Annotated in this window: 15 protein-coding genes; 4 read left to right on the forward strand and 11 right to left on the reverse strand. The window is 65.6% G+C overall.

The features are described from left to right. Positions 1 to 7: 7 nt before the first annotated feature. The 6 genes from ACZ5B4_RS14515 to ACZ5B4_RS14540 form a co-directional block, all read right to left on the reverse strand. Complete coding sequence (locus tag ACZ5B4_RS14515; RefSeq protein WP_464911950.1) at positions 8 to 1291, reverse strand: NHL repeat-containing protein; 1284 nt, start codon at positions 1289 to 1291, stop codon at positions 8 to 10. Beyond that, positions 1264 to 2673 carry a PQQ-binding-like beta-propeller repeat protein gene (locus ACZ5B4_RS14520; protein ID WP_464911951.1) on the reverse strand — a complete coding sequence of 470 codons (1410 nt, stop codon included), beginning with the start codon at positions 2671 to 2673 and terminating at the stop codon, positions 1264 to 1266. The genes ACZ5B4_RS14515 and ACZ5B4_RS14520 overlap by 28 nt, the downstream gene beginning before the upstream one ends. Before the next feature lie 198 nt (positions 2674 to 2871). Then, positions 2872 to 3516 (reverse strand): 3-keto-disaccharide hydrolase, encoded by a 645-nt coding sequence (locus tag ACZ5B4_RS14525; protein ID WP_464911952.1) that lies wholly within the window; start codon positions 3514 to 3516, stop codon positions 2872 to 2874. 256 nt (positions 3517 to 3772) lie between these two features. Beyond that, positions 3773 to 5179 (reverse strand): hypothetical protein, encoded by a 1407-nt coding sequence (locus ACZ5B4_RS14530; RefSeq protein ID WP_464911953.1) that lies wholly within the window; start codon positions 5177 to 5179, stop codon positions 3773 to 3775. 159 nt (positions 5180 to 5338) lie between these two features. Next, the gene (locus ACZ5B4_RS14535; protein ID WP_464911954.1) at positions 5339 to 7291 is read right to left on the reverse strand and encodes a hypothetical protein; all 1953 of its coding nucleotides are present in this window, start codon (positions 7289 to 7291) and stop codon (positions 5339 to 5341) included. 122 nt (positions 7292 to 7413) lie between these two features. Next, complete coding sequence (locus ACZ5B4_RS14540; RefSeq protein WP_464914031.1) at positions 7414 to 8508, reverse strand: sialate O-acetylesterase; 1095 nt, start codon at positions 8506 to 8508, stop codon at positions 7414 to 7416. A gap of 353 nt (positions 8509 to 8861) precedes the next feature. On the opposite strand from ACZ5B4_RS14540, the gene ACZ5B4_RS14545 reads away from it, so the two are divergent. From ACZ5B4_RS14545 to ACZ5B4_RS14555, 3 genes are all read left to right on the forward strand, one after another. Next, a complete protein-coding gene (locus ACZ5B4_RS14545; protein ID WP_464911955.1) occupies positions 8862 to 9908 on the forward strand; it encodes a uroporphyrinogen decarboxylase family protein in 1047 nt (348 codons plus the stop codon). Positions 9909 to 9926: 18 nt separating this feature from the next. Continuing rightward, entirely contained in the window at positions 9927 to 11027 is a 1101-nt protein-coding gene (locus ACZ5B4_RS14550; protein WP_464911956.1) for a Gfo/Idh/MocA family protein, read from the forward strand. 73 nt (positions 11028 to 11100) lie between these two features. Beyond that, entirely contained in the window at positions 11101 to 13749 is a 2649-nt protein-coding gene (locus ACZ5B4_RS14555) for an alpha-galactosidase (RefSeq protein ID WP_464911957.1), read from the forward strand. A gap of 99 nt (positions 13750 to 13848) precedes the next feature. On the opposite strand, the gene dapB is transcribed toward ACZ5B4_RS14555, so the two are convergent. Together dapB and thrC are read right to left on the reverse strand one after the other, a co-directional pair. Then, complete coding sequence (dapB, locus tag ACZ5B4_RS14560) at positions 13849 to 14640, reverse strand: 4-hydroxy-tetrahydrodipicolinate reductase (protein ID WP_464914032.1); 792 nt, start codon at positions 14638 to 14640, stop codon at positions 13849 to 13851. A gap of 231 nt (positions 14641 to 14871) precedes the next feature. Continuing rightward, on the reverse strand, positions 14872 to 16065 hold the full coding sequence (thrC, locus tag ACZ5B4_RS14565; protein ID WP_464911958.1) for a threonine synthase: 1194 nt from the start codon (positions 16063 to 16065) through the stop codon (positions 14872 to 14874). Positions 16066 to 16911: 846 nt separating this feature from the next. Here thrC and ACZ5B4_RS14570 point away from each other — a divergent pair. Then, positions 16912 to 18375, forward strand: coding sequence for a sensor histidine kinase (locus tag ACZ5B4_RS14570; RefSeq protein ID WP_464911959.1), 1464 nt, complete (start codon positions 16912 to 16914; stop codon positions 18373 to 18375). A gap of 116 nt (positions 18376 to 18491) precedes the next feature. Here ACZ5B4_RS14570 and ACZ5B4_RS14575 read toward each other — a convergent pair whose 3' ends face one another. From ACZ5B4_RS14575 to ACZ5B4_RS14585, 3 genes are all read right to left on the reverse strand, one after another. Then, positions 18492 to 19772 (reverse strand): TolB-like translocation protein, encoded by a 1281-nt coding sequence (locus ACZ5B4_RS14575; RefSeq protein ID WP_464911960.1) that lies wholly within the window; start codon positions 19770 to 19772, stop codon positions 18492 to 18494. Between the two features lie 302 nt (positions 19773 to 20074). Next, a complete protein-coding gene (locus ACZ5B4_RS14580; protein WP_464911961.1) occupies positions 20075 to 21034 on the reverse strand; it encodes a hypothetical protein in 960 nt (319 codons plus the stop codon). Continuing rightward, entirely contained in the window at positions 21031 to 22584 is a 1554-nt protein-coding gene (locus tag ACZ5B4_RS14585; RefSeq protein WP_464911962.1) for a hypothetical protein, read from the reverse strand. Before ACZ5B4_RS14585 ends, ACZ5B4_RS14580 begins: the two co-directional genes overlap by 4 nt. Between the last annotated feature and the right edge of the window lie 18 nt (positions 22585 to 22602).

Genomic DNA, 22602 nt, shown 5'->3' on the forward strand with positions numbered 1-22602 from the left:
CCGCGCTTCATGGGACTGCTTGCTCGGAGGGCGCCGCGCCGGCATCCTCCGCGGTTTCGTTCCGCTCCGACGCCGCTGCGTCGCCGGCAGCCTTCGGCTCGAACACGAAGACCTTCCGCCGCCCGGAGTCCAGCACCACGATTCTGCCCCGCGCATCGACCGCCAGATCGGGCACGGGGGTCCGCTCGTCGTCCCGAGTTTCCGTCGTCATGGCCTCGGCGTCGCCGAAGAAGTCGGGTCCGGCGACCCAGCAGCGAAACTCTCCCTGCGGCGAAAAGACCTTGATCCGCAGCAGGCCTTTTTCCAAGGTCACGGTCGAACCGTCGGGCAGAAGGGCGATATGGGCAGGGTTGCAACAGCCGCAAAAGCCGTCCTTTCCCAGGCCCGCCTTGCCCCAGAAAAACTCCAAGTCGCCCGACGGTCGATAGTATTCCACGCGATGCACTCCCGGATTGACCACGCGGAGCAGGCCGTCGCTTCCCCACGCCACGTCGAGGTAAGGGCTGGGAACGACCAGGCCCACGATGCCGCGGTCGCGATCCCGCTGCGCCAGTTGCGCGATGAATTCCCCTTGAAAATCCACGTGATGAATTACGCGGTTGCCTGCATCGGCGACGAAAACGCCGTCTTCCGCGACGGCCAAGGAGGTGATGAGGGCTTTGTCGCCGAAGGAATTCCAACGGCCGAGCGCCTTGCCGGTTTCGTCCCAAAGCGTGACTTCGCTGCCGAAGCCGCAGAGGACGGTCCGCCGCGTGGAGCCGTCGGGCAGGGGGATGTCGGCCACGGCCAGGCACCGAATCGGACCGGTCGCGGCGATGGTTCCCAGGCTGCGTCCGTCCGTCGCGTAGCGCTCGATTCCGTCGGCTCCGCCGATCCAAACCGTGTCCGTTCGGTCCACGAACAGGGCGGTGGGTTGCGGCATCGCCGGATCCCAGGCGGCGACCACGCGGTACGCCAGCTCCTCGTTCGGAACGTGTCGATAGTGATCCAAGGAATAGTCGAAGTTTTGAGGGAAGGCGTCCCGGCGGGGATTGCGGAGCTGCTTGCGATAGGCCGTGACGGTCAGGGCGGCGATCGCCAGGGCCGCCAAAACCACGGCGGCAATCCACCAGGGCCGCGCCCGGCCTGGACGATCGAGGCCGCCGCCCGCGGGACCGTGGGGCGGGTAGGAAGGCCGTGTGGACCGCATCCGCATGTCTTGCCTTTCCGTGTCGTAGGTCGTCCCGGAATGGGAAACCGTGTTGCCGGCCGAACGCCGCCCGCTCATGGGCGGGCAGGCAATGCCAGGCATGCCATCTCCGTCATGCTCCGCACCAAGAAGTAACCCGGCACGAAGGCGGGAGGCCCCCAGCAATCGTGGCCTTCCAGCACTTGAGCCTGCGCGATCACGCGAAACTCGTTCGGGTCGGCGGCCATCGCCGTCAGCAAGCCGTCGTCATCCAGCGCCAACAACACGCCGTTGATGATCATGTAGGGCCCGAGCCCGAAACGGTATTGCGAACCGCTGCTCCAGCGCGGGTTGCCGTCCAAATCCAGGCAGACCATCTGTTTGTCTTTCTCTCGCACGCCGTAGATGAAACCCTGGTAAAAGATCGGGGTTTGCTGGGTGGAGCCGAATTGAGCGGGAGACAGCCGAAATAGCGTTTGCGGCAGGATCTTGCCGTCGGCCTCGGTCATCCGCATCATCAGCGCGCCGGCGTCGTATCCGCCGCAGAAGAAAATGCGTCCCTCGGGGAGCGGCAGGGGCGAGGGTACGGTCGCCAGGCTGATCTTCCACTCGGTCGTGTCCCACACGATGCCGCCGTCCGCGGCGTCCGCCGCGACCACGCCGCCCGACGCACAATAGACGTACAGCCGCTTGCCCCCGAACTCGACGGGCACGACGGAGGAGTGCGTCATCTTCCAATCCCGGGGATTGGGCGTTTTCCACAAGACGCTGCCGTCGGCGAGGTCGATCGCCGCCAAGAGGGTATCGGGACCGCCGGGGGCCAGAATCAGCCGATCGCCGTCCACAAGCGGGCATTGGCCGGCGTACCAGGGCGGTACCGTGGCGCCGAATTCCGCCGTCATGTCGATCAGCCAACGCTGCTCGCCGGTCAGACGATCCAGGCAGGCGACGTGGCACTTCGGGCCGATGGCCACGACGTACTTGTCGGTAACGGTGGGAATCGTCCGCGACATGCCGTGATTCCGTTTGACCGCGTTGGGATAGCGGAACTGCCAGATGTCACGGCCGTCGGCCAGCGAAAGGCAACGGATGACGTCTTCCTCTTTTTCGCGGTCGTAGTCGATGAGATAGACCCGGCCGTCCTTGACGGCGGGCGCCGCGAAGCCTTCTCCCACCGCGATGCTCCACAGCCTGGCCGGCCCAGCCTCATTCCACGGCGGATTGAGCGAGAAGTCGCTCGACTGGTAGACGGCGTCCCCGTTCGGGCCGCGAAAACGGGGCCACTCGCCCGGAATGTCGGCGGGAGTGCCGCCGCCCGGCACCAGCGTTCCCCGTAGCACCGCCTTCGACGTCGCCGCGACGGTGGCTCCCAGCGGCTTGTCCAAACCGGGCACGCGCATCGGCAGCGGCGGCCGCGGCACGGCCGTCCACCACACCGCCAAGGCCAGCACGGCGGCCATCGCGGTCGCACCCGGAGCGAGGATGGGCAAGAGACGTGCGGGCATACGTTTGCCGACCCCGTGGGGAACGGAGGAACGGTTGGGGCCGATCACGGGCGAAACCTACGCCTCACCCCGCGCTGCGTGCAACGGCATCAACACGTGGGACCGAGGACGGACGCCCGAAAACCCAGTATATCAGAAGGTCGCCGAACCGGCGAGAAAACCAAGCGGGCGCCGGGGCGATTTGCGAAAGACCGCCGTTTAACGCATTTCTCGAATCCGAATATTGCGAAACTCCACTTGCATCGGCGGGCCCGCGTGGAGCTGAAGCGCGATGATCCCTTCCTTCGCCCCGACCGGGTCTTTTTCCTCATAATCCACGGTCGTGAAGCCGTTGATCTCCAGGCGGATCCGCGGACCTTGGCAGGTGATCGTATATTCATTCCACTCGCCGGCCTTGACGTGCTTGGCCACCTCCTCGGGCTTGACGTCCGCCAAGATGCCGCGGCCGCGCTCCTCGTACAAAATTCCCATGTACCGTTGCTCGGCCATGTCGGCCTGGTAGCCCTTGACGATGAAGTCGTCCAGCCGTTCGCTGCGGATCTGCACGCCCGAGTTGTGGTTCCGCAGCTTGAATTCCAGCTTCAGGACGAAATCGCGGTACTTTTTGGTCGTGCACAGAAAGGTATTGTGCTCCGTTTTGACCTGGTCGGTGCTGCCGACGATGACGCCGTCCCTGACGGACCAGAATCGGGCGTCGCCCTCCCAGCCGTTCAAGGTCTTGCCGTCGAACAGGGATACGAACCCCTCCTCGGCGGCCTTTTCGGCGCGGGCCGAAGAAAGACCGTTCATCAGCGCGGTCGCCGCGATGAGAAGCACAACCGGCAAGATACGAGGCTTGAACATGATGCGAGCTCTCCTAGAAGGTGGGTCCGAAAGCGGACGAGGACGCCCGGCCGACCATCGGCGAGGCCACGTCATTGTGCGGGGAAGTCCGGCGTCCGTAGCTGCCATGCAGCATACTTCGCCCGTTCGGCGTTCTCAATATGCGAGGGAAGGCGACGGGCGTGCCCTACCTCGGGCTGATGCCCGCGGCTCCGAAGTGCGCTGGAGGTTCGCGCTCGCGCGACGGCCGGCGCGATCTTCCCGGGCTGACGGCGAACTAAGGAGCCGACGTCAGGCAAACGTAACGCATCACCGTCGGTTCATCGTCGGCCAAGCCCAACAGATCCAAGGTCCACGAGGGCGGCGAACCGGCGCGGGGCGTGGCGGTGTAGAACGAGGTGAGCGGCTTGCGGAGGGGAACCCGCGTTGCCGGCCCCGGCTCTCCCCCCGGCAGGATTTCGAATAAGCGGTTCTCGCCCGGCGAAGCGCCCTGCGGGCCGACATCTTGCGCATAGCAAAACACGAACAGGCGATCGGCGGGGGTGATCCAGAATCGGGCGAACGAGCACAGCACGCCGGGCTGCTCCTCGGCCGCCTCCAGCAGTGTTTTGCGGAGGATAACGCGGCCGTCGCGGAGTGCGGCGTAGTTCAGGGCGTGGGACTGCTTCTCTTGCGGAAAGAACTTGTCGCGCAGCCGAGTATCGATCGCGCGCTCCGTCCAAAGGATGTGAACGTCGTTCCGCGGGTCCACCCACAGATCCAGGGGCGTGATCCAGCCCGCCGTTTTCTCCCGGGACGCGATCTCCACCCACGGCTCGAACTCGCCTGTGCTAATGTCCGGCGAACGGACGTAGAAGAGCCGGCGGAAATCGTAATCCCAGTCGCGGCCGGTCAGCTCTTTTTTGTAAGTACGCCAGGCGGAGTTCGGCTCCACGATGTCGCTGACGCCGCAAAAATGGACCTGCCGATCCTTCAGGGCCGCCGTGGGATAGCAGACGCGAATGGGCTGAGGCTTTTCGTAGTCGGCGCCGAACGGCCAGATCAAATTGCCCTGCGCCGACCAGTCGCCTTGGGCGTCGCGGAAGCTCCATGCGGCATGGGTATAGCCGACGTTTTGGAACAGGATCAACTCGCGGCGAGGGCCGTCGGCGGCGAAGCTGCGGTAGGAATGCTCGGTAAAAGTCGGCTCGCCGGCCCATCGGGGCAGGATCGTCTGAAACGGCGCTTGCGGCTGATGGGGATCGAATTGCAAGATTTCGGGCCGGGCGGGACCCGCCGCCGCATCGGGGTCGCGGACCAGGGTCGGATTCGCGGAGAGAAACAGCGGACCGTCCGGAAATGCCGCCAAGGGACACGGTTCCCGGGTCCGGCCGGCGGGATCGGCCTGCGCCGGCTCCCAGCCGGCATCACCGCGGACGAAGAGCAGCCAGCGGCAGTTGTTCAACGGTTTGGCTCCTTCCAGCGTCTCCAGCCCGCTCGCGAAGACGCGATCTCCCACCCGAGCCAAGCACGTCGATCCCCTCGCCCACATCGGCCCGGCCCCGTTGTCGGCGGGCCGATAGCGGTAGACCTCCTCCTCCGCCGCAATCGCGACCCGAGGGGCGGCCTCCGGCGATGGGAGCGGGACTTCCATTCCCACCACGCCGGTCGTCAACAACATGAGAATGATCGAAATGGCCGGCATGGCGGAACCCTCCGGGAACGATGCAAGCCGGACGCGGCAGGATCGGCCGCGGGCCGGCTTCTCCGGCGAACCCGCGCCGCCCCGGGATCTCAAATCGCCGGCAACCCGCGGCGCCGGTTTCCCCGTCGGCAAGCCTCGCGCGGGAATGCTAGTTCGAGACTACTCGGCCTTGTTTCGCTCGACAAGCGGTGTGAGTTCCTCGACGGTCGCTTGCGCTTCTTGAAGGCGGCGTTCCAAGTCGGCCCGGCGCAACAGCTCACGAAGGCGATTGCCGACGAAGCGGCGAGCGGCATCGTCCGGCATTCCCTCGGGAACGGGGATTTTCACAGGCGTCTCTTCCAAGACCCAGTCGTCGCTCCGCTGCGTCGCCAAGGGAATACCGCGAGGATTGACGATGTTGCCCATCGGGTTTCGGGCCCAGGCATAGCGATAGTGTACCGGCTGCGCGACGAACGGGCTGCTCAAGACGAGGACGTTGCGGTGATACCGCGGCTGGTTGCGGCCGTCGCCCGAGTCCTCGGCGTGATAGCGAATCTCGGCGGGATAGAATCTTCGATCTTCCCCCGCGATCGCGAAGCCGAGCATTTTGCCGTCGGCGTCGTCCCGTGTGCGGACCTCGGTGCTGAAGGTCAGACGGAGCGTGCCGTCGAGGGCCTCTGCGCGGAGGATGACGGGCGGCAGCCAATACTGCTCCGCGTCGCGTCCGGACAGGATCTTGTATTGCGTGACCAAGGCCCATTTCGCCGCCCGTTCCCCGACCGGAATCTTGATCTGGGGGTGATAGAAGCTCTTGCGCAGGTCGTAGGAACTGGCGAAACCGACGGCCCCGTCTCCCGCATCGTAGAAATCGCGGAAGGTCCGATATTGCGATTCCCGGATGTAGGGACCGACGTCGTACATCGGTTCGAGGAAATTCTCGGCGGTCTGCGGGTCGCCGGCCGTGCACAGCGATATGATGCAAAACGGCATCTGCGGGTCGCCGAAGGTCGCTCGCCAAGCCGTAATCATCTTGCCGAAGACTTGGTAGTACATCCGGGCGCCGGGCGAACCGTTGAAGCAGTTGTTGAACCCTTGATGGAAGACCGCTCCCTTGACCGCAAAGCCTTCCAGCGGACGAATCACGCTTGCGTAACAATAGCCAGGCCGGTTCCGGTCGGCGGCGGGCCCGGGGCGCAGGTCGGTCGGCGGGGCGCTATCGGGAGGGATCGGCTCCCCGCGTTCTTGGAGCGACTTGATCCGGGCTTCGTAAGCGGCGATGCGGGCTTGAAGATCCGCCTGCGGATCGTATTCCGCGATCCGCTTGTCCCAGTCCTCCAGCATCGCGCGGGTTTCCGCCCCTTGGATTTGCTCCAAGACTTCCCGCGGCGTCCAGGTTTCGACCGTCGTGCCCCCGATCGAGGCGTCGATCAGCCCGATGGGTACGCCCGAGGCCATGTGGAGACGTCGCCCGAAGACATAGCCGATGGCCGAAAACTCCCGCACCGTTTCCGGGGTGCAGACCTCCCAGTCTCCCTTGCGGAAGTGGCGATTCGACCAGGAACTCCACTCGTACAGCCGTTCGAAGCTGCGCACGGAATCGAACCCTTTTCCCTGCGGCAGGGTGAGGAGGCGAATCTGGGGAAAATTGGCCGAGACGACTTCCAATTCCCCGTCATCCACCTGGCTGATGGGGAACTCCATGTTGCTCTGCCCTCCCAATACCCAAACGTCTCCCACCAGGATGTTTTCCAGCGTGATGGTGCGCTTCGCGCCGCGGATGGTCATGGTTTGCGACTCGGAACGGACGGCCGTGGGTTCAAGTGAGACTTGCCACGATCGATCCGCCCGTGCCTCCGCGGTGACCTCTTGTCCGGCGAAGGAGACGGTCACATGCTCGCCCGGCTCCGCCCAACCCCAAACGTTGATCGGTCTGTCGCGCTGGAGCACCATGTTGCTTTGGAAGAGATTGCTGACGCACAAGCCTTCGCCGATAGCGGGCACGTCCACCACGTCTTCGGGAGGCATGGAGCGCGGTGGATTGCGGCCGGCAACCTGACCGGCGGCCTGACCGGCGACCGGCGTCGACAGCAGAAAACCCGCGAGAAGGCAGAGGGCCGCGGGGAGTCGGTTCATGTTCAAGTCCTTTGCAAGTCCTTGCGGTTCGCATGTTGGTGATTCGTCATGATCGGTAATTCTGCGGGCCGTGCGACGACAGGGAGGCCTTGCGGCTGTGCGATCGGCGCGCGGCTGCGCCCTCACGGCCGCGGCAGGGGGGAATCTCGCAACAGCTCCGCCATGGCGCGGCCCATTGCTTCGCCCACGTCCATGTACGTTTCGGCATGGCCGCCGTAATGGTTGTTGGAAGCCCCGCCGTGGCACAGGGGGTGACTATACACCGTCGCCACGTTGCCTCGGAACTCGGGGTACTTGCCCGACGCACCGTCCACGGCGAGCTGGGCATCCAGAATCAGACCGTCGTTGCCGGCGGCGCCTTTCTCGGTTTGTCCCAAGGTCGCGCAAACGAATTTGGCGTCCGGCGCGTTGAAGTCCGCGCGGAGCTGCCGGATGAGGCGGACGAGGTTCCGTTCGTAGCGGGCGGCGTGCACCGGGTCGTAGCGATCCTTGTCCCCCTGCCACCAGAAGAAGCCCGCGATCTCGTAACCGGTCGCCCCGGGGTAATATCGGTCCAACTCGGCTAAGACCGCCTTCGCGTTGGCGACGTCGCCGTCGTACTGCATGCCGGCGTACCAGGCGATCGGCTCGGGCGTGGTGCCTTTTTCCCACCGGGCGGGCGAGTCCTTGTAGCCCGCATAGACCCACGTCTTGACCTCGCCGGTCTTCGGGTCCTTCAGTTCCACCTCGCATCGCTCGCTGCCGGGAGGGAGCAAATCCCAGCCCAGGCTGCGGTTGCCGATGCAGCTCTTCAAGATCAAAACCGGCGCGTCGAGGGCGTCTCCCAAGACGTGGCCGATTCCCAATTCGGGGCCGATCTTGCCGCCGCCGACGGTCATCCATTCATTGTTGAACAAGCGCATCGGTCCGGTGCCGCTGCCCATCACGCGGACATAGCGAACGTCGTGCCGCACCACCCAGTTCCCCTGCTCGTCGATGAGATAGGGGTATTTGCCCTTCTCGCGGACGGCGTACGTCAGGGAGCCTTCGCCGTCACCGGTGACCCGACCCGCCCCGACCATGTTGGATTGGCCCAGCAGAATGAAAACTTGGACCGGCTTGGACATGTCGGCCGACGGTGTGTCGGGAACCGGGGAAGGCGGCTCCGCTGGAAAAGCCGCCTGCACGACGATGCCGAACAGGGCCGAAAACACTAGGGCCGGCAGAAAATATCGCATCACGGGCGACCTTTGTTTTGCAACGGATGACAATCGGAATCGAGATCGGCGGGATAGGGCGGTCATCACGCAGCCGCGCCTTTTTCGAACGGAAGGCAGTATATTTCGCCGGTTCGGCGTTCTCAATGTGCAAGCGGAGGTTGGGCCGCCGACCTCCGAGCCGCCGGCGCGTGCCGCCCGCCGATGCCTGGGGCTTTCCGGTTCCGGACTGGAAGTCCCCGCGCGTCTTTGCCTTGGGTCGGCGCCCCTGCTGCACAGGCTCGACCTCGGAATTACAATTCCGGCACAAGGTAGGGCGATCCTTGCCCCGCGGATATGCCCTCAGCATCGCTCGCAAGGGAGGGAAAGGCAACATGAACGCGCGCCGATTGGTGAAGGCCGCGCTGGCGGGAGAGGGCGTGCCGCGATGCCCCACCGGCCCGTTGGCCGTCCACTATTGTGCCCGGCTGAGCGGGGTGTCCGTCCGGCAATACACGCTGGACGCCCGGGTGCCGGCCGACTGCGTGGCGGCCTACTACCGCCGCTTTCGCCCGGACGCCGTATGGCTCTCCGCCGACACTTGGGTCAATGCCGAGGCGATGGGCGTCCCGATCGGATTCCCGGACGAGAACCAACCGGCGGGCGGGGTGGGACCGCCGCTCATTCGCACGGCGGAGGACGTGGAGCGGATTCCGCCGCCCGACGCGGCCCGGAGCGGACGTTGGCCGCTCATGCTGCAAGCCCTCCGCATGATCCGCGAGGTCCTGGGCGAGGAAGTCTTCCTGGTGGCTTGTTTCGACCAGTATCCCTTTTCGCTGGCGAGCCAACTGCTGGGTATCAACCGCATGATGACGGCGGTGCTGGAGGAGCGAGACCTGGTGGAAGCCCTGATGGAGCGGTGCCTGGAATACACCTTAACGTATGCCGCGGCGCTGGCCGAAGCCGGAGCCGACATGCTGAGCGGGGGAGATTCGCCCGCCGGGTTGATCGGCCCGCGACTCTATCGCGAAATCGCCCAACCCTTCGAAAAGCGGTTGATCGCGCGGATTCGGGAACGGACGTCGATTCCCGTCTCGCTGCATATCTGCGGCGACGGTTCCGCCATCCTCCGTGATATGGCGGCGACGGGCGCCGACGTCCTGGAAATCGACTTTCCGGTCGAGATCCGCCGGGCCGCCGAAATCGTCGGTCCCGACGTCGCACTGTGGGGCAACCTGGATCCGGTCCGCGTGCTCGCCCAGGCCGCCCCGGACGAAGTGTACCGTCGCACCCAGGCGCTCTTGGAGCAGGTGCGCGCAAGCGGTGTGAGGCGGTTCGTTCTCAGCTCCGGTTGCACGCTGGCCATGGAGACGCCGCCGGAGAATCTGGACGCCTTCTTCGCGGCCGCTCGGGATTTCGGGCCTTGGACGCAAGACGCTTGACGATGGGAGAAAGATGCCGTGACGGACAAGCAATTCGGAGTATTGGTACACGGGGCGGGCTGGGTCTCCGGTCAGCACATCGCCGCCTATCAGCGACATCCCGCTACCCGAATCTTGGCGATCTGTGATCGTTCGCTCGATCGCGCGCGAGCACGGGCGGAGGCGGCCGGACTGCGCGACGCGGCCCTCTACGATGACTTGGAAAAGGCCCTGCGGCATCCCGGCGTCGAGATCGTGTCGATTTGCACGCCGCAACACGTGCACTGCGAGAATGTCGTGGCGGCCGCCGCGGCGGGAAAGCACATGGTCATCGAAAAGCCGGTCGCGCTCAATCTGCATCAGTTGCGAACCATGCGCGAAGCGGTCCGGAAGGCCGGCGTGCGAACCGTGGTCAGCTTCGTGCTCCGCTGGAACCCCCTCTTTCGCACGCTCAAAAGGCTGCTGGCGGACGGCGCGTTCGGTCAACCGTATTGCGTGGAGACCGACTATCTCAGCTACAACGGCAGTTGGTGGTCCGGCTGGAACGACGCGCGGACGCTCGCCCAAGGAGTCAGCGCGCTGTTGGTGGGCGGGTGCCATGCCGTGGACGCCCTGCGGTGGTTCGCCGCCCCCGGCGAATTCGAGGCGGCCCTGCCCGAGGAAGTCTTCGCCGTACGCGGCGGACGTCGCAAGGGGCAGACCCGCGAATACAACCCCATCACCCATACCTGGATCGAGAACGCCCCGCCGATGGAATATGACGGGTTGGAAATCGTCGTGGTGCGATTCACAAACGGCGTTCTGGGCAAGGTCTCCGTCAACGCGGAGTGCGTCATGCCCTATCGCTTTCCCATCCGCATCTTCGGCGACCGCGGCAGCGCCTTCGACAATCGCATCTGGTCGCATCAGTTTCCCGGCCAAACCGATTGGGTGGAAATTCCCAGCATTCTGCCGGATTCCAGCGACGTGACGCATCACCCCTTCCAGGCCGAGATCGACCACTTTGTGGCCTGCTTGCAGAGCGGCGTCGAATCGCACTGCAATTTGGAGGATGCGGCGGTGACCCACGAGATCGTCTTCGCCGCATTGGAATGCTATCGTCAACAGCGGCCGATTCGCTTGCCCCTGGAATCGGCGTGAGGGGCGACCGGCGGTCGGCTATGCACCGCGGCGCCGGACCGCGGACAGTCCGTGTACCTTCGGAGGACGGCGTGTGAAAACCCTAGCCACGACGTGCATGTTCGGCGTCGGCACGACGCTTTTCTTCGTCGCGAGTGTGATCGCCCAGGTTGCGCCCACCGCCCAGGAATTGCGGCAGGCTCAAGCGTGGATCGAAGAGCACGCCCCCGGCGGACCCGGGGGACCGTCCTTTTCTTTTCAATACGACGGGCGCCCCTCCGCCGAGTGCCTGCCCGGCTGGAACTTGAGCGAGGAGATCTCGCAACCGGACGAGTTTCGGACGGAATACGTGACCACCTGGCGCGATGCCGCGAGCGGGCTGATCGTGCGGCAAAGACTGACGCGCTACCATGATTTTCCCACGGTGGAATGGGTGGTGGAACTGGAGAACGCGGGCGACGCGGCGGCTCCCCTGCTGGAAAACATCTTGGCGCTGGACGAAACGTGGACGCGGCAGGGCGCGAGCGAATTCACGCTGCATCATCACCGCGGCTCGCAGGCCTCTCAGCGCGATTACGAGCCATTGACCTCGGTCCTCGAGGCGGGGCGGACACAGCGGATGAGCGGGACGAACGGGCGGCCCAGCGACGCCGATTGGCCCTACTTCAACCTCGCTTTCGACGACGGGGGGCGGATCGTGGCGATAGGCTGGCCCGGCCAATGGGCCGCGGAGTTGATCCGCGACGCCGACCGCGGCTTGCGGCTCCGCATCGGCCAAGAGAGCACCCGCTTGCGGCTCCTGCCCGGCGAAACAATCCGCACCCCGCGGATCGTGCTCCAATTTTGGCGGGGCGATCGCCTTCGCGCCCACAACGTCTGGCGGCGGTGGATGATCCGGCACAACCTGCCGCGGCCGGGCGGACGCCTCCCGCCCACCCAGTTCGTGGCGTCGTCCTCGCGGGCCTACGAAGAGATGATCCACGCCGACGAAGCCAATCAAATCATGCACATCCGGCGCTACTTGGAAGAGGGACTTCGCCCGGACTACTGGTGGATGGATGCCGGTTGGTACATCCAGGAGCAGGGCTGGCCGCAGGTCGGGACCTGGGAGGTGGACCCCCGCCGCTTTCCCCGCGGATTCAAGCCCATCAGCGATTTCGCGCACGCCAACGGCGTCAAGATCCTGGTCTGGTTCGAACCGGAACGCGTGATGCCCGGCACTCGGCTCTATCAGCAACATCCGGAGTGGCTGCTGACGCGGACGGGGAAGGAGGACGGCTCCACGGGGATGCGGGCATGGCGGAGCAAGTCGTTCAGCACGCCGGACCCCAATGTGAGCTGCAATCTGGGCTCGAATACCTACCGGATGGCGGGCATCGAGTGGGTGCCGGGCCGCCTCTCTTGCCATCCCGGACCCAAGGGCGAATTCAGCGTCATCCGCTTCACCGCGCCCAAGGCCGGCGACTACCGCGTGCAAGCGCGTTTTCTGGCCATCGACCGCCAAACCACGACCTCCGTCCACGTGCTCGCGGCGGACCGCAGCGTTTTCGCGGGCGGACTGCGCCTGGACGGCGCCGAACCGGAAGCCCGTTACGAGGGCACCCTCGCCTTGCAGGCCGGCGCGACCGTGGACTTTGCCGTGGGTTACGGAAACGGCAGCTACATTTGCGATTCGACCGGTTTGGAGGTGCAAATCCTTGACCCCGACGGCCGGCTGCACGATGCCGCCCGCGACTTCGACCCCGAAACAAACCCGTCGGCCGCGTGGTCGTACGGTTGGTCGGCTCCGGGGGAGCAGCCCGATCCGGCGACGTTCGTGCTATACGATTCCGCGGTTACGCCGCGAGAAGACGGCCCCCGCCTGCTCGACCTGGGAAATCCCGAGGCCCGGCAATGGCTCACCGACCACATCGACGGCTTGCTCACCGAACAGGGTATCGACCTTTACCGCGAGGACTTCAATATCGAGCCGCTGGCGTTTTGGCGCGCCGCGGACGCCCCCGATCGGCAAGGCATCACGGAGAATCGCTACGTGACCGGCCACCTGGCCTACTGGGACGAACTGCGGCGGCGCCGCCCCGACATGCTCATCGACGCGTGCGCCAGCGGCGGACGGCGGAACGATTTGGAGACCATGCGGCGGGCCGTGCCGCTGTGGCGGAGCGACTACGCCTACGAGCCGATCGGCCACCAGGGTATGACCTACGGATTGAGCTTTTGGCTGCCTTATCACGGGACGGGCACGGTCGCCTGCTCCGCCGCACCGTACTACGGGGCGGGAGCGACTCCCGTCGAGCCGTACGCCTTTTGGAGCAACGTCGCTCCCAGCTTGGGCTGCGGCGTGGACATTCGCGTCAAGGACTTGGACTACGACGCGCTCCGCCGCCTCTATCGCGCTTTCCGAGAAGTAGCGCCCTGTTTCTACGGCGACTATTACCCGTTGACGCCCTACAGTTTGGAGAAGACCGTCTGGATCGCCTGGCAGTTCAACCTGCCGGAAGAAGGACGCGGCTTGATCCAAGCCTTCCGCCGCGACGCGGCCGCGCCCGATTCGCCCACGTTCCGATTACGGGAACTGGACCCGGCGGCAACCTACACCTTGACGCATTGGGACTCCGATCGGCGCTTCACGGCGACGGGTCAAGCGTTGATGGAGCAAGGATGGACGGTAACCTTGGAGCAGGCCCCGGCCGCCGCGGTAATCGTGTACCAAAGACGGGGTGCGGACCCGGCCTCACCGTGACGGTCGAACGGTCAACGGCCCCGCAGCATTGCCGGCGCACCGCTGACCGCCTGCCGACCGCAGCCGGCCGGCGCCCCGCGCTTGCGGCGATTACCGCGCCTAGAGTTTCAAGACGTCTCGCATGGAATAGAGTCCGGGCGGTTGCCGCGCGACGAACTTGGCCGCCGCCAAGGCCCCTTTGGCGTAGGCGTCGCGGTTGGTCGCCCGAACGATGATCTCCACCGTCTCGCCCAGCAGGCCGAAGACGATATCGTGCTCGCCGGGATTATCGCCGACGCGGACCGCGTGGTAGCCGATTTCGTTGCGGGGCCGTTTGCCGGGACGACCCTCCCGCCCGTGCCGATGCACGGTCTGCCCCATTTCGCGGCTGATGACGCGGCCGAACTCCAGGGCGGTACCGCTGGGCGCATCCTCTTTGAATCGATGGTGCCGCTCGAGGATCTCCACGTCGGCGTCGAAGGCCTTCAATGCGGCGGCCGCCGTTTGGGCCAGTTTCATGGCCAAGTTGACCGCCAGGCTCATATTGGGGGCCTGCACGATGGGAATCTCCCGTGACAGGGCTTCCAATCGCTGCTGCTGCTCGGCGGAAATGCCCGTCGTGGCGAACACCAACGGCAGGCGATGTTCGCGGCACAAGGCCAGCACGTGGTCGGTGGCATGAGGGGAGGAGAAATCGACGGCCACGTCGGCGGGGGCGCTGAGGTCGGGACGGAGCAAGACTCCCAGCGGCCCCACACCCGCCGCCACGCCCGCATCTTGCCCCATCTGCGGATGATCGGCCGCGTCCAGGGCGGCCGTCACCATCAGCTCCGCATCCTCCGTGGCCAAGGCGACGATCCGCCGGCCCATGCGACCGGCGGCCCCAATCACGGCAAGACGTAGTTTTCCCATGATCCCACCCTTGCGATTCCTGCCAAGCTGGTATTCCACGATTATGCCACGCCGATCTTCCACGTCGGCCCGGCATCCGAAGCTCGCGATTCCGCGTCGGTCGTCACGTTCGGGTATGTATGACTTCCCTGAGCTGCCGTTGCAAGCCGGCGGTGGAAGCCCTGTTTGAAAACCGGATCGCTTGCCGGCGCGGAAGCTCGATGGCGGCTCGCGCTCGCGCGTCGGTCGGCCTCAACCGTACAATTCGATCGCCCGGATGATTTCGTTCAGATCGTTGGCCACGGTCACAGCGCGGTTGGCGAAGGTTGCCCGCCGCACGCCCCGGCTGCCCAGCACGCGGTCGAACATGTCTTGGTCCGTGGTGTGATAGGCGACGGTGGCGGTGGGATCCTTGAGCTGATGGCCGGTCAAGATGCAGACGGCGCGTTCGTCCGGTCCCACCACACCCTCGGCCACCAACCGTTTCAGCCCGGCCACGCTCGCCGCGCTGGCGGGCTCGCACCCCAGCCCGCCGGACCCGACTTGGGCCTTGGCGTCCAAGATCTCCTGATCGGTGACCTCGCGGACGACGCCGCGGCAGGTGTCCAAGGCTTGCAGGCATTTCGCGAGGTTGACGGGCCGGTTGATTTCGATGGCGCTGGCGATGGTTTCGGCCCGGCGCTGTTCGCGATCCATGTCTTCGTAGTATTTTCGGATCAGATCGGGGTCGGGCCGCCCGCCGTTCCAGCGAAGTCCCTGATGCTCGAACAGATTGTAGAGCGTATCGGCGCCGGCCGCATTGATCACGGCCAGCCGCGGCGCGCGGGGAATCAGGCCCAACTCCAAGAGTTCGCGAAACGCCTTGCCGAACGCGCTGGAGTTGCCCAAGTTTCCGCCCGGGACGATGATCCAGTCGGGCACCTCCCAGTTCAAGGCCTCCAAGACGCGGAACATGATCGTCTTTTGGCCTTCCAGGCGAAAGGGGTTGACGCTATTGACCAGGTAGATGCCCAGCGCTTGGCTGACCTCTTTCACGCGCCGCATGGCGTCGTCGAAGTCGCCCGCGATTTGAACGGTCAAGGCCCCGTAGTCCAAAGCCTGCGACAGCTTGCCGTAGGCGATCTTGCCGGAACCGACGAAGATCACCGCCCGCATCAGCCGCGTGACCGCACAATACAGCGCCAGCGAGGCACTGGTGTTGCCGGTGGAGGCGCAGGCCGCCTTCTTGGCGCCGGTCAGCCGGGCATGCGTGAAGGCGGCCGACATGCCGTTGTCCTTGAAGCTCCCCGACGGGTTCATCCCCTCGTATTGCAGGAAGAGCCGCCCGGGATTCATGCCCACGTATCGGGCAACCTGATCCGAACGTTGCAAGAGGGTCTGGCCCTCGCCGATGGTGACGCACTCCTCGCGGGCGGCGAAGGGGAGCAAGGCGTGAAAACGCCACACGCCGCTGAAGGAGTGGGGGTCGCTCCGCCGTGACCAATGGGCTTCGAAATCGCGAAGGCTCCGCGGCGGCGCAAGCCGATTCCAGTCGTAGGCGACTTCCAGCAGCGCTCCGCAACGAGGGCAAGCTACGTGAACCTCCTCGGTGCCGAAGGCGGCCCCGCAGTCGGGTGCTATGCAACGTTGAAACGCGAATTCGTTGGGACGGATGGCATGATCCCCTTCACGGCAAGGAACTCCCGGCCCTCCGGACCGCCGCCCAGCGACGCAGCGACTCCGGCTGATCGACCACCTTGCATCATATAGCCCGAAAGGGGTCGTAACGCAAGGTGGGTTGCGTACCGGCGGCCGGGGAGCGGCGGTGTCGCCGGCGGATCGGCGCGGGGCCGCGGCGGCCGAAATAACCTAGACTTTTCAAGGGATGCCTTGTTCGGCAACCGTCCGAGGCGTGACGGTGTCGAGCGGTACCGCACGACATCCCACCGCGCGGCAAGCCGGTCGGCCAGGGCGGGGTCAAAATGTGGGATACACGGAAAAAACCGGAAGAATCCCCCTAAGCTGGCGGTTCTTTATTCCCAAATTAGAAGCAATAATTTCAAAAGGGGCGTTCGACGTCGCCGTTTTAACCGAAACGTGTGAATCGGGCTTTCTCAGGGCGTAATACGGCGTCGGCGTCTTCGCGAATGGCAGCGCATCGGCTCGTCCGGCGGGGACGTGAATCCGTAGCGCACGGGCGAAGCGTGAAATGGAGGGGGCAAGAATCCGCGGCACTCCGCTGTCGGAGAACTTCGGCGGCCCGGCAAAGACCGGCCCATTCGGAAAGCGGGCCAAAAGGAATCATTCGCTCCCGTGGAAGCTTCGTTGATCACCATCGTTCTTGTGCTGTCGATCGTCTTTCAGGCGATGGCCGCCGCTTTGGCTTTTCAACTGGCGCGGGAGTCCCGCGTGGGCTGGGGCTGGCTCTCGATCGCCACCGTCATGCTGTTGATGGGGATTCGCCGCGGGCTGGTATTGGGAGAATGGTGGGTTGCCGGCGTGCAACCCGTTCCCGTGGCGGAGGCGGTCGCACTGGCCATCTCCGTGCTTGCCTTGTTCGGAGTGTTGGGAATTCGCCCCAACCTGACGGCGGCGCATCGTTATAGCGCCTTCTTGGCCTTGGAAGCCCAGCGGCTGAACAGCGTCCTGGAAGGGTTGCCGGGGTTGGTCTATCGCTGTCGCAACGATCCCCAGTGGACCATGGAGTTCATCAGCGAGGGCTGCCGTTCGCTGACGGGTTACGCTCCCGAGGATCTGCTCGGCAATCGCCGCATCGCTTACGCCGAGCTGATCGAACCGGAGGATCGGGAGATGGTTTACAACACCATCCAAGAGGCCGTGGCCCAGCGGCGTACTTATCGCGTGGTTTATCGCATTCGCACGGCGGACGGAGCCGTCAAATGGGTCTGGGAGCAAGGGCAGGGGATCTTCGGCCGCGACGGCGAGCTGCTTTGCCTCCAGGGATACATTTCGGACGTCACGGAGTGGCGCAAGATTCAACAGGAATTCGAGCACGTCAAATCCGCCTGGGCGCAGGACCGGCAGGAATGGGAGGAGCAGGAGCACCGGCTGTTGCACGAGTGGGTGCACCGCACCGATCACCTGAGCGAGATTCTGGCCTACGAGATTCACGACGGATTCGTGCAACAGGCGTCGGCCGCCCTCATGCACTTGCAGTCGTTCGAGCACGTTCGGCGCGAGCGTCCCGAGGAGGCCGCCGCCGTTTTGGACCGAGCGGTCCTCCTGCTCCGCCAGGCCATCGCCGAAGCCCGGCGGATGATCGACGGTTTGCGGCCGGCGGGATTGGATCGCGGCTCGCTGGTCGCCGCTCTGCGGGACTTCTGCCGCGACTTGGGCGAGCAAAGCGGCATCGTCATCCGCGTGGTATCCGACGAGGAGTCGTTGCGCCTGGCCCCGCCCGTGGAGAACAATATCTATCGGATCGTGCAAGAGGCGGTGCATAACGCCGTCCGCCACAGCGGCACGCAAGAGCTGGAGGTCCGCATCGCGCGCGAGGGGGGGCAACTGCGCATCGTGGTGCGGGATTGGGGGCGGGGCTTCGATCCGGCGGATGCCCCGGCGGGGCATTTCGGCCTGGCCGCCATCCGCGACCGTGCCCGAATGCTGGGCGGATCCGCCCAAATCGTCTCGGCTTCCGGACGAGGAACGACGGTTCGGGTGACGATTCCGCTCAACGAAGGTGAAACCGCGGGCGGCTCGCCCGACAACGACGACGCCCCTTTCTTCTCCGACCCGACTCCCTCAAATCACGTCTAAGCTCGCCGTCGGAAGACCGGTGCGTGCGAGCGGGCGTTCCCTTCGGCGGCTCGTCGGTAGAGCCTGGGTTCTTCCCTCCTCGGATCGGCCCGGACGCCCCGGCCCGTCTCGGGCTTTTACGCCGCAGGGCTCTCCACGATCCGCGAGATGTCCAGCAAGTAGATTTGCCGGCCGCCCTCGTGCGCGGAGTCGATCGTGACGAATCGGCCGTCGCGGCTGAAACGGGGATGCAAGTCGCAGCGCCATTCGCCCTTGTATTCCGGCGGCAGGTGGAATTTGCCCAGGGGGACGCGCTTGCCGTCCGCCAAGCGGAAGAGATAGAGGTGCTGCATGCGATCCCGGTCCGGGTAGGTGTCGCAGAGGATCCACTGATTTCCGGGCAGGTAGGTGCAATGGCCGTCGCCCGGTCCCATCACCCCCGCTCCGATCTGCTCGACGGTGCCGCCCGGCCGATCTTCGAAGAGGAAGAAACCCCAAGCGGCGTCGGGGGCCGGCTTGGCGTAGGCCAGGATGTGATCGGGATCGCGCCAGATGAAGTGCGATACGTACCCGGATCCGATCAGCACGCGGAGATCGCCGCCGTCCGGCCGAACCGATAACATGCGGGTAAGCCAACGGTCGGCGTCGATCTTCCAGCGGTGCAGGAAGACCAGCCGGGTGCCGTCGGGATTGACCAGAAGATGGTTGAACCAGTGTTTGCCCTCGCCGAAATCGCCGTGATCGAAGGGGATGGCGGCGGCATCGGCGATGGACACGATCCGCGTCGCGGCGCCGGTCTCCAAATCCACGTGCTCGATCCCCGAGTCCTTGGGCGCCCGTTCGTCGGCGTAAGGATCGGGGAGACCGGCGTAGCCGTAGCCCGGCCGCAAATCGTTGATGCGGCGGAAATCGGCGTTGACCGCCCAGCGGCCGTCCGGCGCAACGGCATAGATCGGGGCCGCGACGGTGCGGGTTTGCCCGGTCGCCAAGTCGTGGATACGGCAGACGTAGCGGTCGCCGGCTCGGTCGTTCCAAAGGACTTGCCGATCGTGGCCGGGCCGCCACTGGAGCATGCAGCCTTGCTGCCAGCACCAGGCCGTACTTTCTCCCAACTCGATCCAGCGGTCGCCGTCTTGCAGGTCCGCCATGCCCAGCCGGACGCGGTCCTCGGGCCGCGGCGAACGGTGCTCGAAATCGACCTCCATGCCCAAGACGCGACGGTTTTCGGCGTCGAATTGCAGTTTGTCGTAATAGGCGAACCAGTGGAAGCGCGGTCCCCGGGTGACGGCTCGCAGGGGGACCTCCGCGGCCTCCTCGGCCGGTAGGAAGCGCGCGGCCGGAAGCAAGGCGGCCGCCGCCGAGGCCTGCAACAGGTTGCGCCGCGAAAGGCGAGTCGGGCGAAGACGCGATTCCCACATGAGCAAGTCCTCCCAGCGATGGAACTTTCGGCGCCGGCGTTCCGCATGACCAATATAACGATGCCGGTTCGGCGGCGCAAGCCGCCGAGTGAAAACACGGCGCGACGTTATTGATTGCGCCGACTTGGAAGCCGCCGGCGTAACCCGGCGGCGGGAGCGAAAACGCGCGACGGGGGACCTCGCTCCGCTGCGACCCCGGCCGGCCGACTACGAAGCCGAGGAAGCCGGCAGCGCCGGTGCGTCCCGACGGACCTAACTGCGATGCCCACGCCCCGGGCGGTCCGCCCCGGACGGACGGCGCGTCACGTTTCCTTGTCCGGTTGCCGGCTCTCGGAGTACAGGCAATCACCCAAAGACAGCTTCCGCGGTTCGCCGTCCACCTCGATCTCCACGTCGCGGACGCCGATCCGCACGACGCGGCCTTTGACGACCCCGATGGCGAAGGGATCGTTCTCGTTGAGCCGCAGCGTCTTGCCCTCCGTGCGGGAGTAGAGCCACACTTCGCGCTTGCCGTTGACTTCCACAATGGCGTTGACGTAGGCGAAGCGGCTGGGGTCCAGGGCCGGGGGCGGGGGCGGCGGTGACGGCCGGGGCGGTTCCGGCGGCCGGGGCGGTCGCGGCGGCGGGGGCGGCTGATACACGGCGAACAGATTCCGGCCCGCGATTACGCTCACGTAATCCTTCAGCGGCGGCAATGCGCGCCGTGCCGGTTCTCCTTCCGGCAACGCATCCTTGCTCGCCGCGTCTTCCAGAACCACGGCATCCACCGACAGCATCAAATCCATCGACTTCCCGTCCTTGCCCGGTGTGATGGATATTTGCTGAATGCGGTGCAAATAGTTCCGCGCATAGAAAGCGTGCAGAAAGGCGGTCAGTTTCTCCAGGGTCGCTTGTCCGCGGACCACGACGGGAAAGCGATAGAACAGGTCCCTCTCGCGGCGGACTTCACCGCTTTCGATCTTGACGCCGTCGAAACCGGCGGCCTGGGCGGATTGCAGCAGCCAGTTTTCGTAGAGCCGTCGGGCCACGGCGGGATCGGCGGGCAGCGATTGTTCGCGGGCGACGCGGAGCGTTTCCTCGGCCTTTTTCAGGTCATTCCATTGCCGCTCCTTTTGCGCCACCTGGGCCGCCAGTTGCTGATAGTTCCGTTGCTTGGCGAGGTACGGCGAGACGACCGCGGAATAGACGGCCGTTCCGATGAGCAAGACCCCGAACAGGCCCAGCACCGCGAGGAGGGTGATTTCGCGTCGGCCGATGGTCATGGCTGCCTCCCTCCGGCGGTTCCCCGCGCGGCCGGCGAGGCGGTCCGTCGGGCGGCGGCCGCCCGCGCGGTTCCGCTCGGTGCTTCGGGCGGACGAATGACCACCACCGACCCGAAGCGCAGGGTGTACGGCGGCTGCGAGGCGTCCTCCGCCTTGCCCTTGCTGAGCAGTTGATGGTTTTGATCCTCCAGCGATTGCTCGAGCGTCTGCACGGCTTCGGCGTTCGCGGCGAATCCCTCCAAGGTGATTTGTCCGCCCCGCTCGCCCGCCGCCAGCGTCAGCTTGTTGAGCATGACTTCCTTGGCGGAGGGGACCTTTTCGTTGAGCCGCTTCAATTCATCGAGCCACATGACGTCGCTCGCCCGCCAGGCGTTCAGGGCGTCGACCAGCTTGCGAGTTTTTTCCGCCTCCTTGAGTTTGCGGTCCAGTTCTTGGCGTTTGATTTGGAGGGCTTGGATTTTTTCGTCGATGCCGCGGAGGGTCAACCAGGCGAAGATCAGGCCCCACAGCACCAGTAGCAAGCCCGCGGCCCCGGCCAGCAGGTACTGGTTCTTTCGCGAGGGGGGCTGGGGGCGGCGTTTGGGATGCAGGAAATCGACGGCCGGCGGTCGCTTTTCGGCCTCGTCCGCCAGCACGCCCACCAAGGCGGCGAAGCGGCCCGTGTCGTCCGGGCGATGGGCGGCCAATTCGCCGCGGAGCGTGAATTCGGCGAAGGGATCGAAGCAGGCGGAGGGGAGGGAGAGCCGTTCGCCGAGCATGGCGCCCAAGGTCTCGTGGGCGGCGTCCGCTCCGCACAGTACGATGCGGTTGGCCCGCCCCCCGCCCAACTGATTTTGAGCGGCGACCATCGTGCGGCGGATTTCGCCCACGAAAAGCTCGGCCGCGTCCGGGTCGCGCAAGGGGTCGCCGGCTACGCGGGCGGTCCGCACGAATACCAGCGCGTCCCGCACCACAATGACCAGATCGACCTCCTCGCCGACCAGATTCACGATCAGGCGAATCTCGTCGGGCTCGCCGGGTACGCGGCGGAGGGCCAATGAGGCCGCCGCGCAAGGCCGCAAAACCTGCCGCGCGACGCTCAGCTCCGCTGCGCCGCAAACGGCTGCGATTTCGGCGCTGCCGGCGGGCGGGAGCGCCGCCGCCAATACCGCGCGGGTCTGATCGGCCGCCGTTTCCAGCGGGATATAGTCGATCCGCCATTCCTCGTCGATATGTGGAAATTCACGAATGGCCTGGAAACGCACGAGATCGGGGAGTTCGTCGTCGGCGACGGGCGGCAGGGACAGTTGCCGCAACTCGATCCGCGACCGGCTCAGGGCGACGAACGTGCGGGGACGCGAGACGCCGCGGGCCGCGAGGGCCGCCGCCAACTTGCCGCCGATCTCCTCCGCGGGGGGGCGCTGCCGCGAGCCGTCCTCCGCCGTCGCCGGAATCGCCTCCCGCAACGGCACGGTAAAGGCGTCCTCCAACGCGAGGCCGCGCCGGCCGGCGCGGGCGACCACCGCCCGCAATTCCTCGTCATCCCATTCCACGGCCAGCCACTGCGGCATGACTCTCGTTCTCCTTCG

It is taken from the genome of Thermogutta hypogea (assembly GCF_055386265.1).

Excerpts from the sequence above, each read along its gene's own strand:
- ACZ5B4_RS14525 (WP_464911952.1), bottom strand. The coding sequence starts at position 3,516 with ATGTTCAAGCCTCGTATCTTGCCGGTTGTGCTTCTCATCGCGGCGACC.
- ACZ5B4_RS14535 (WP_464911954.1), bottom strand. The coding sequence starts at position 7,291 with ATGAACCGACTCCCCGCGGCCCTCTGCCTTCTCGCGGGTTTTCTGCTG.
- ACZ5B4_RS14580 (WP_464911961.1), bottom strand. The coding sequence starts at position 21,034 with ATGACCATCGGCCGACGCGAAATCACCCTCCTCGCGGTGCTGGGCCTG.
- ACZ5B4_RS14515 (WP_464911950.1), bottom strand. The coding sequence starts at position 1,291 with ATGCCTGGCATTGCCTGCCCGCCCATGAGCGGGCGGCGTTCGGCCGGC.
- ACZ5B4_RS14575 (WP_464911960.1), bottom strand. The coding sequence starts at position 19,772 with ATGTGGGAATCGCGTCTTCGCCCGACTCGCCTTTCGCGGCGCAACCTG.
- dapB (WP_464914032.1), bottom strand. The coding sequence starts at position 14,640 with ATGGGAAAACTACGTCTTGCCGTGATTGGGGCCGCCGGTCGCATGGGC.
- ACZ5B4_RS14530 (WP_464911953.1), bottom strand. The coding sequence starts at position 5,179 with ATGCCGGCCATTTCGATCATTCTCATGTTGTTGACGACCGGCGTGGTG.
- ACZ5B4_RS14540 (WP_464914031.1), bottom strand. The coding sequence starts at position 8,508 with ATGCGATATTTTCTGCCGGCCCTAGTGTTTTCGGCCCTGTTCGGCATC.
- ACZ5B4_RS14585 (WP_464911962.1), bottom strand. The coding sequence starts at position 22,584 with ATGCCGCAGTGGCTGGCCGTGGAATGGGATGACGAGGAATTGCGGGCG.
- ACZ5B4_RS14545 (WP_464911955.1), top strand. The coding sequence starts at position 8,862 with ATGAACGCGCGCCGATTGGTGAAGGCCGCGCTGGCGGGAGAGGGCGTG.
- ACZ5B4_RS14520 (WP_464911951.1), bottom strand. The coding sequence starts at position 2,673 with ATGCCCGCACGTCTCTTGCCCATCCTCGCTCCGGGTGCGACCGCGATG.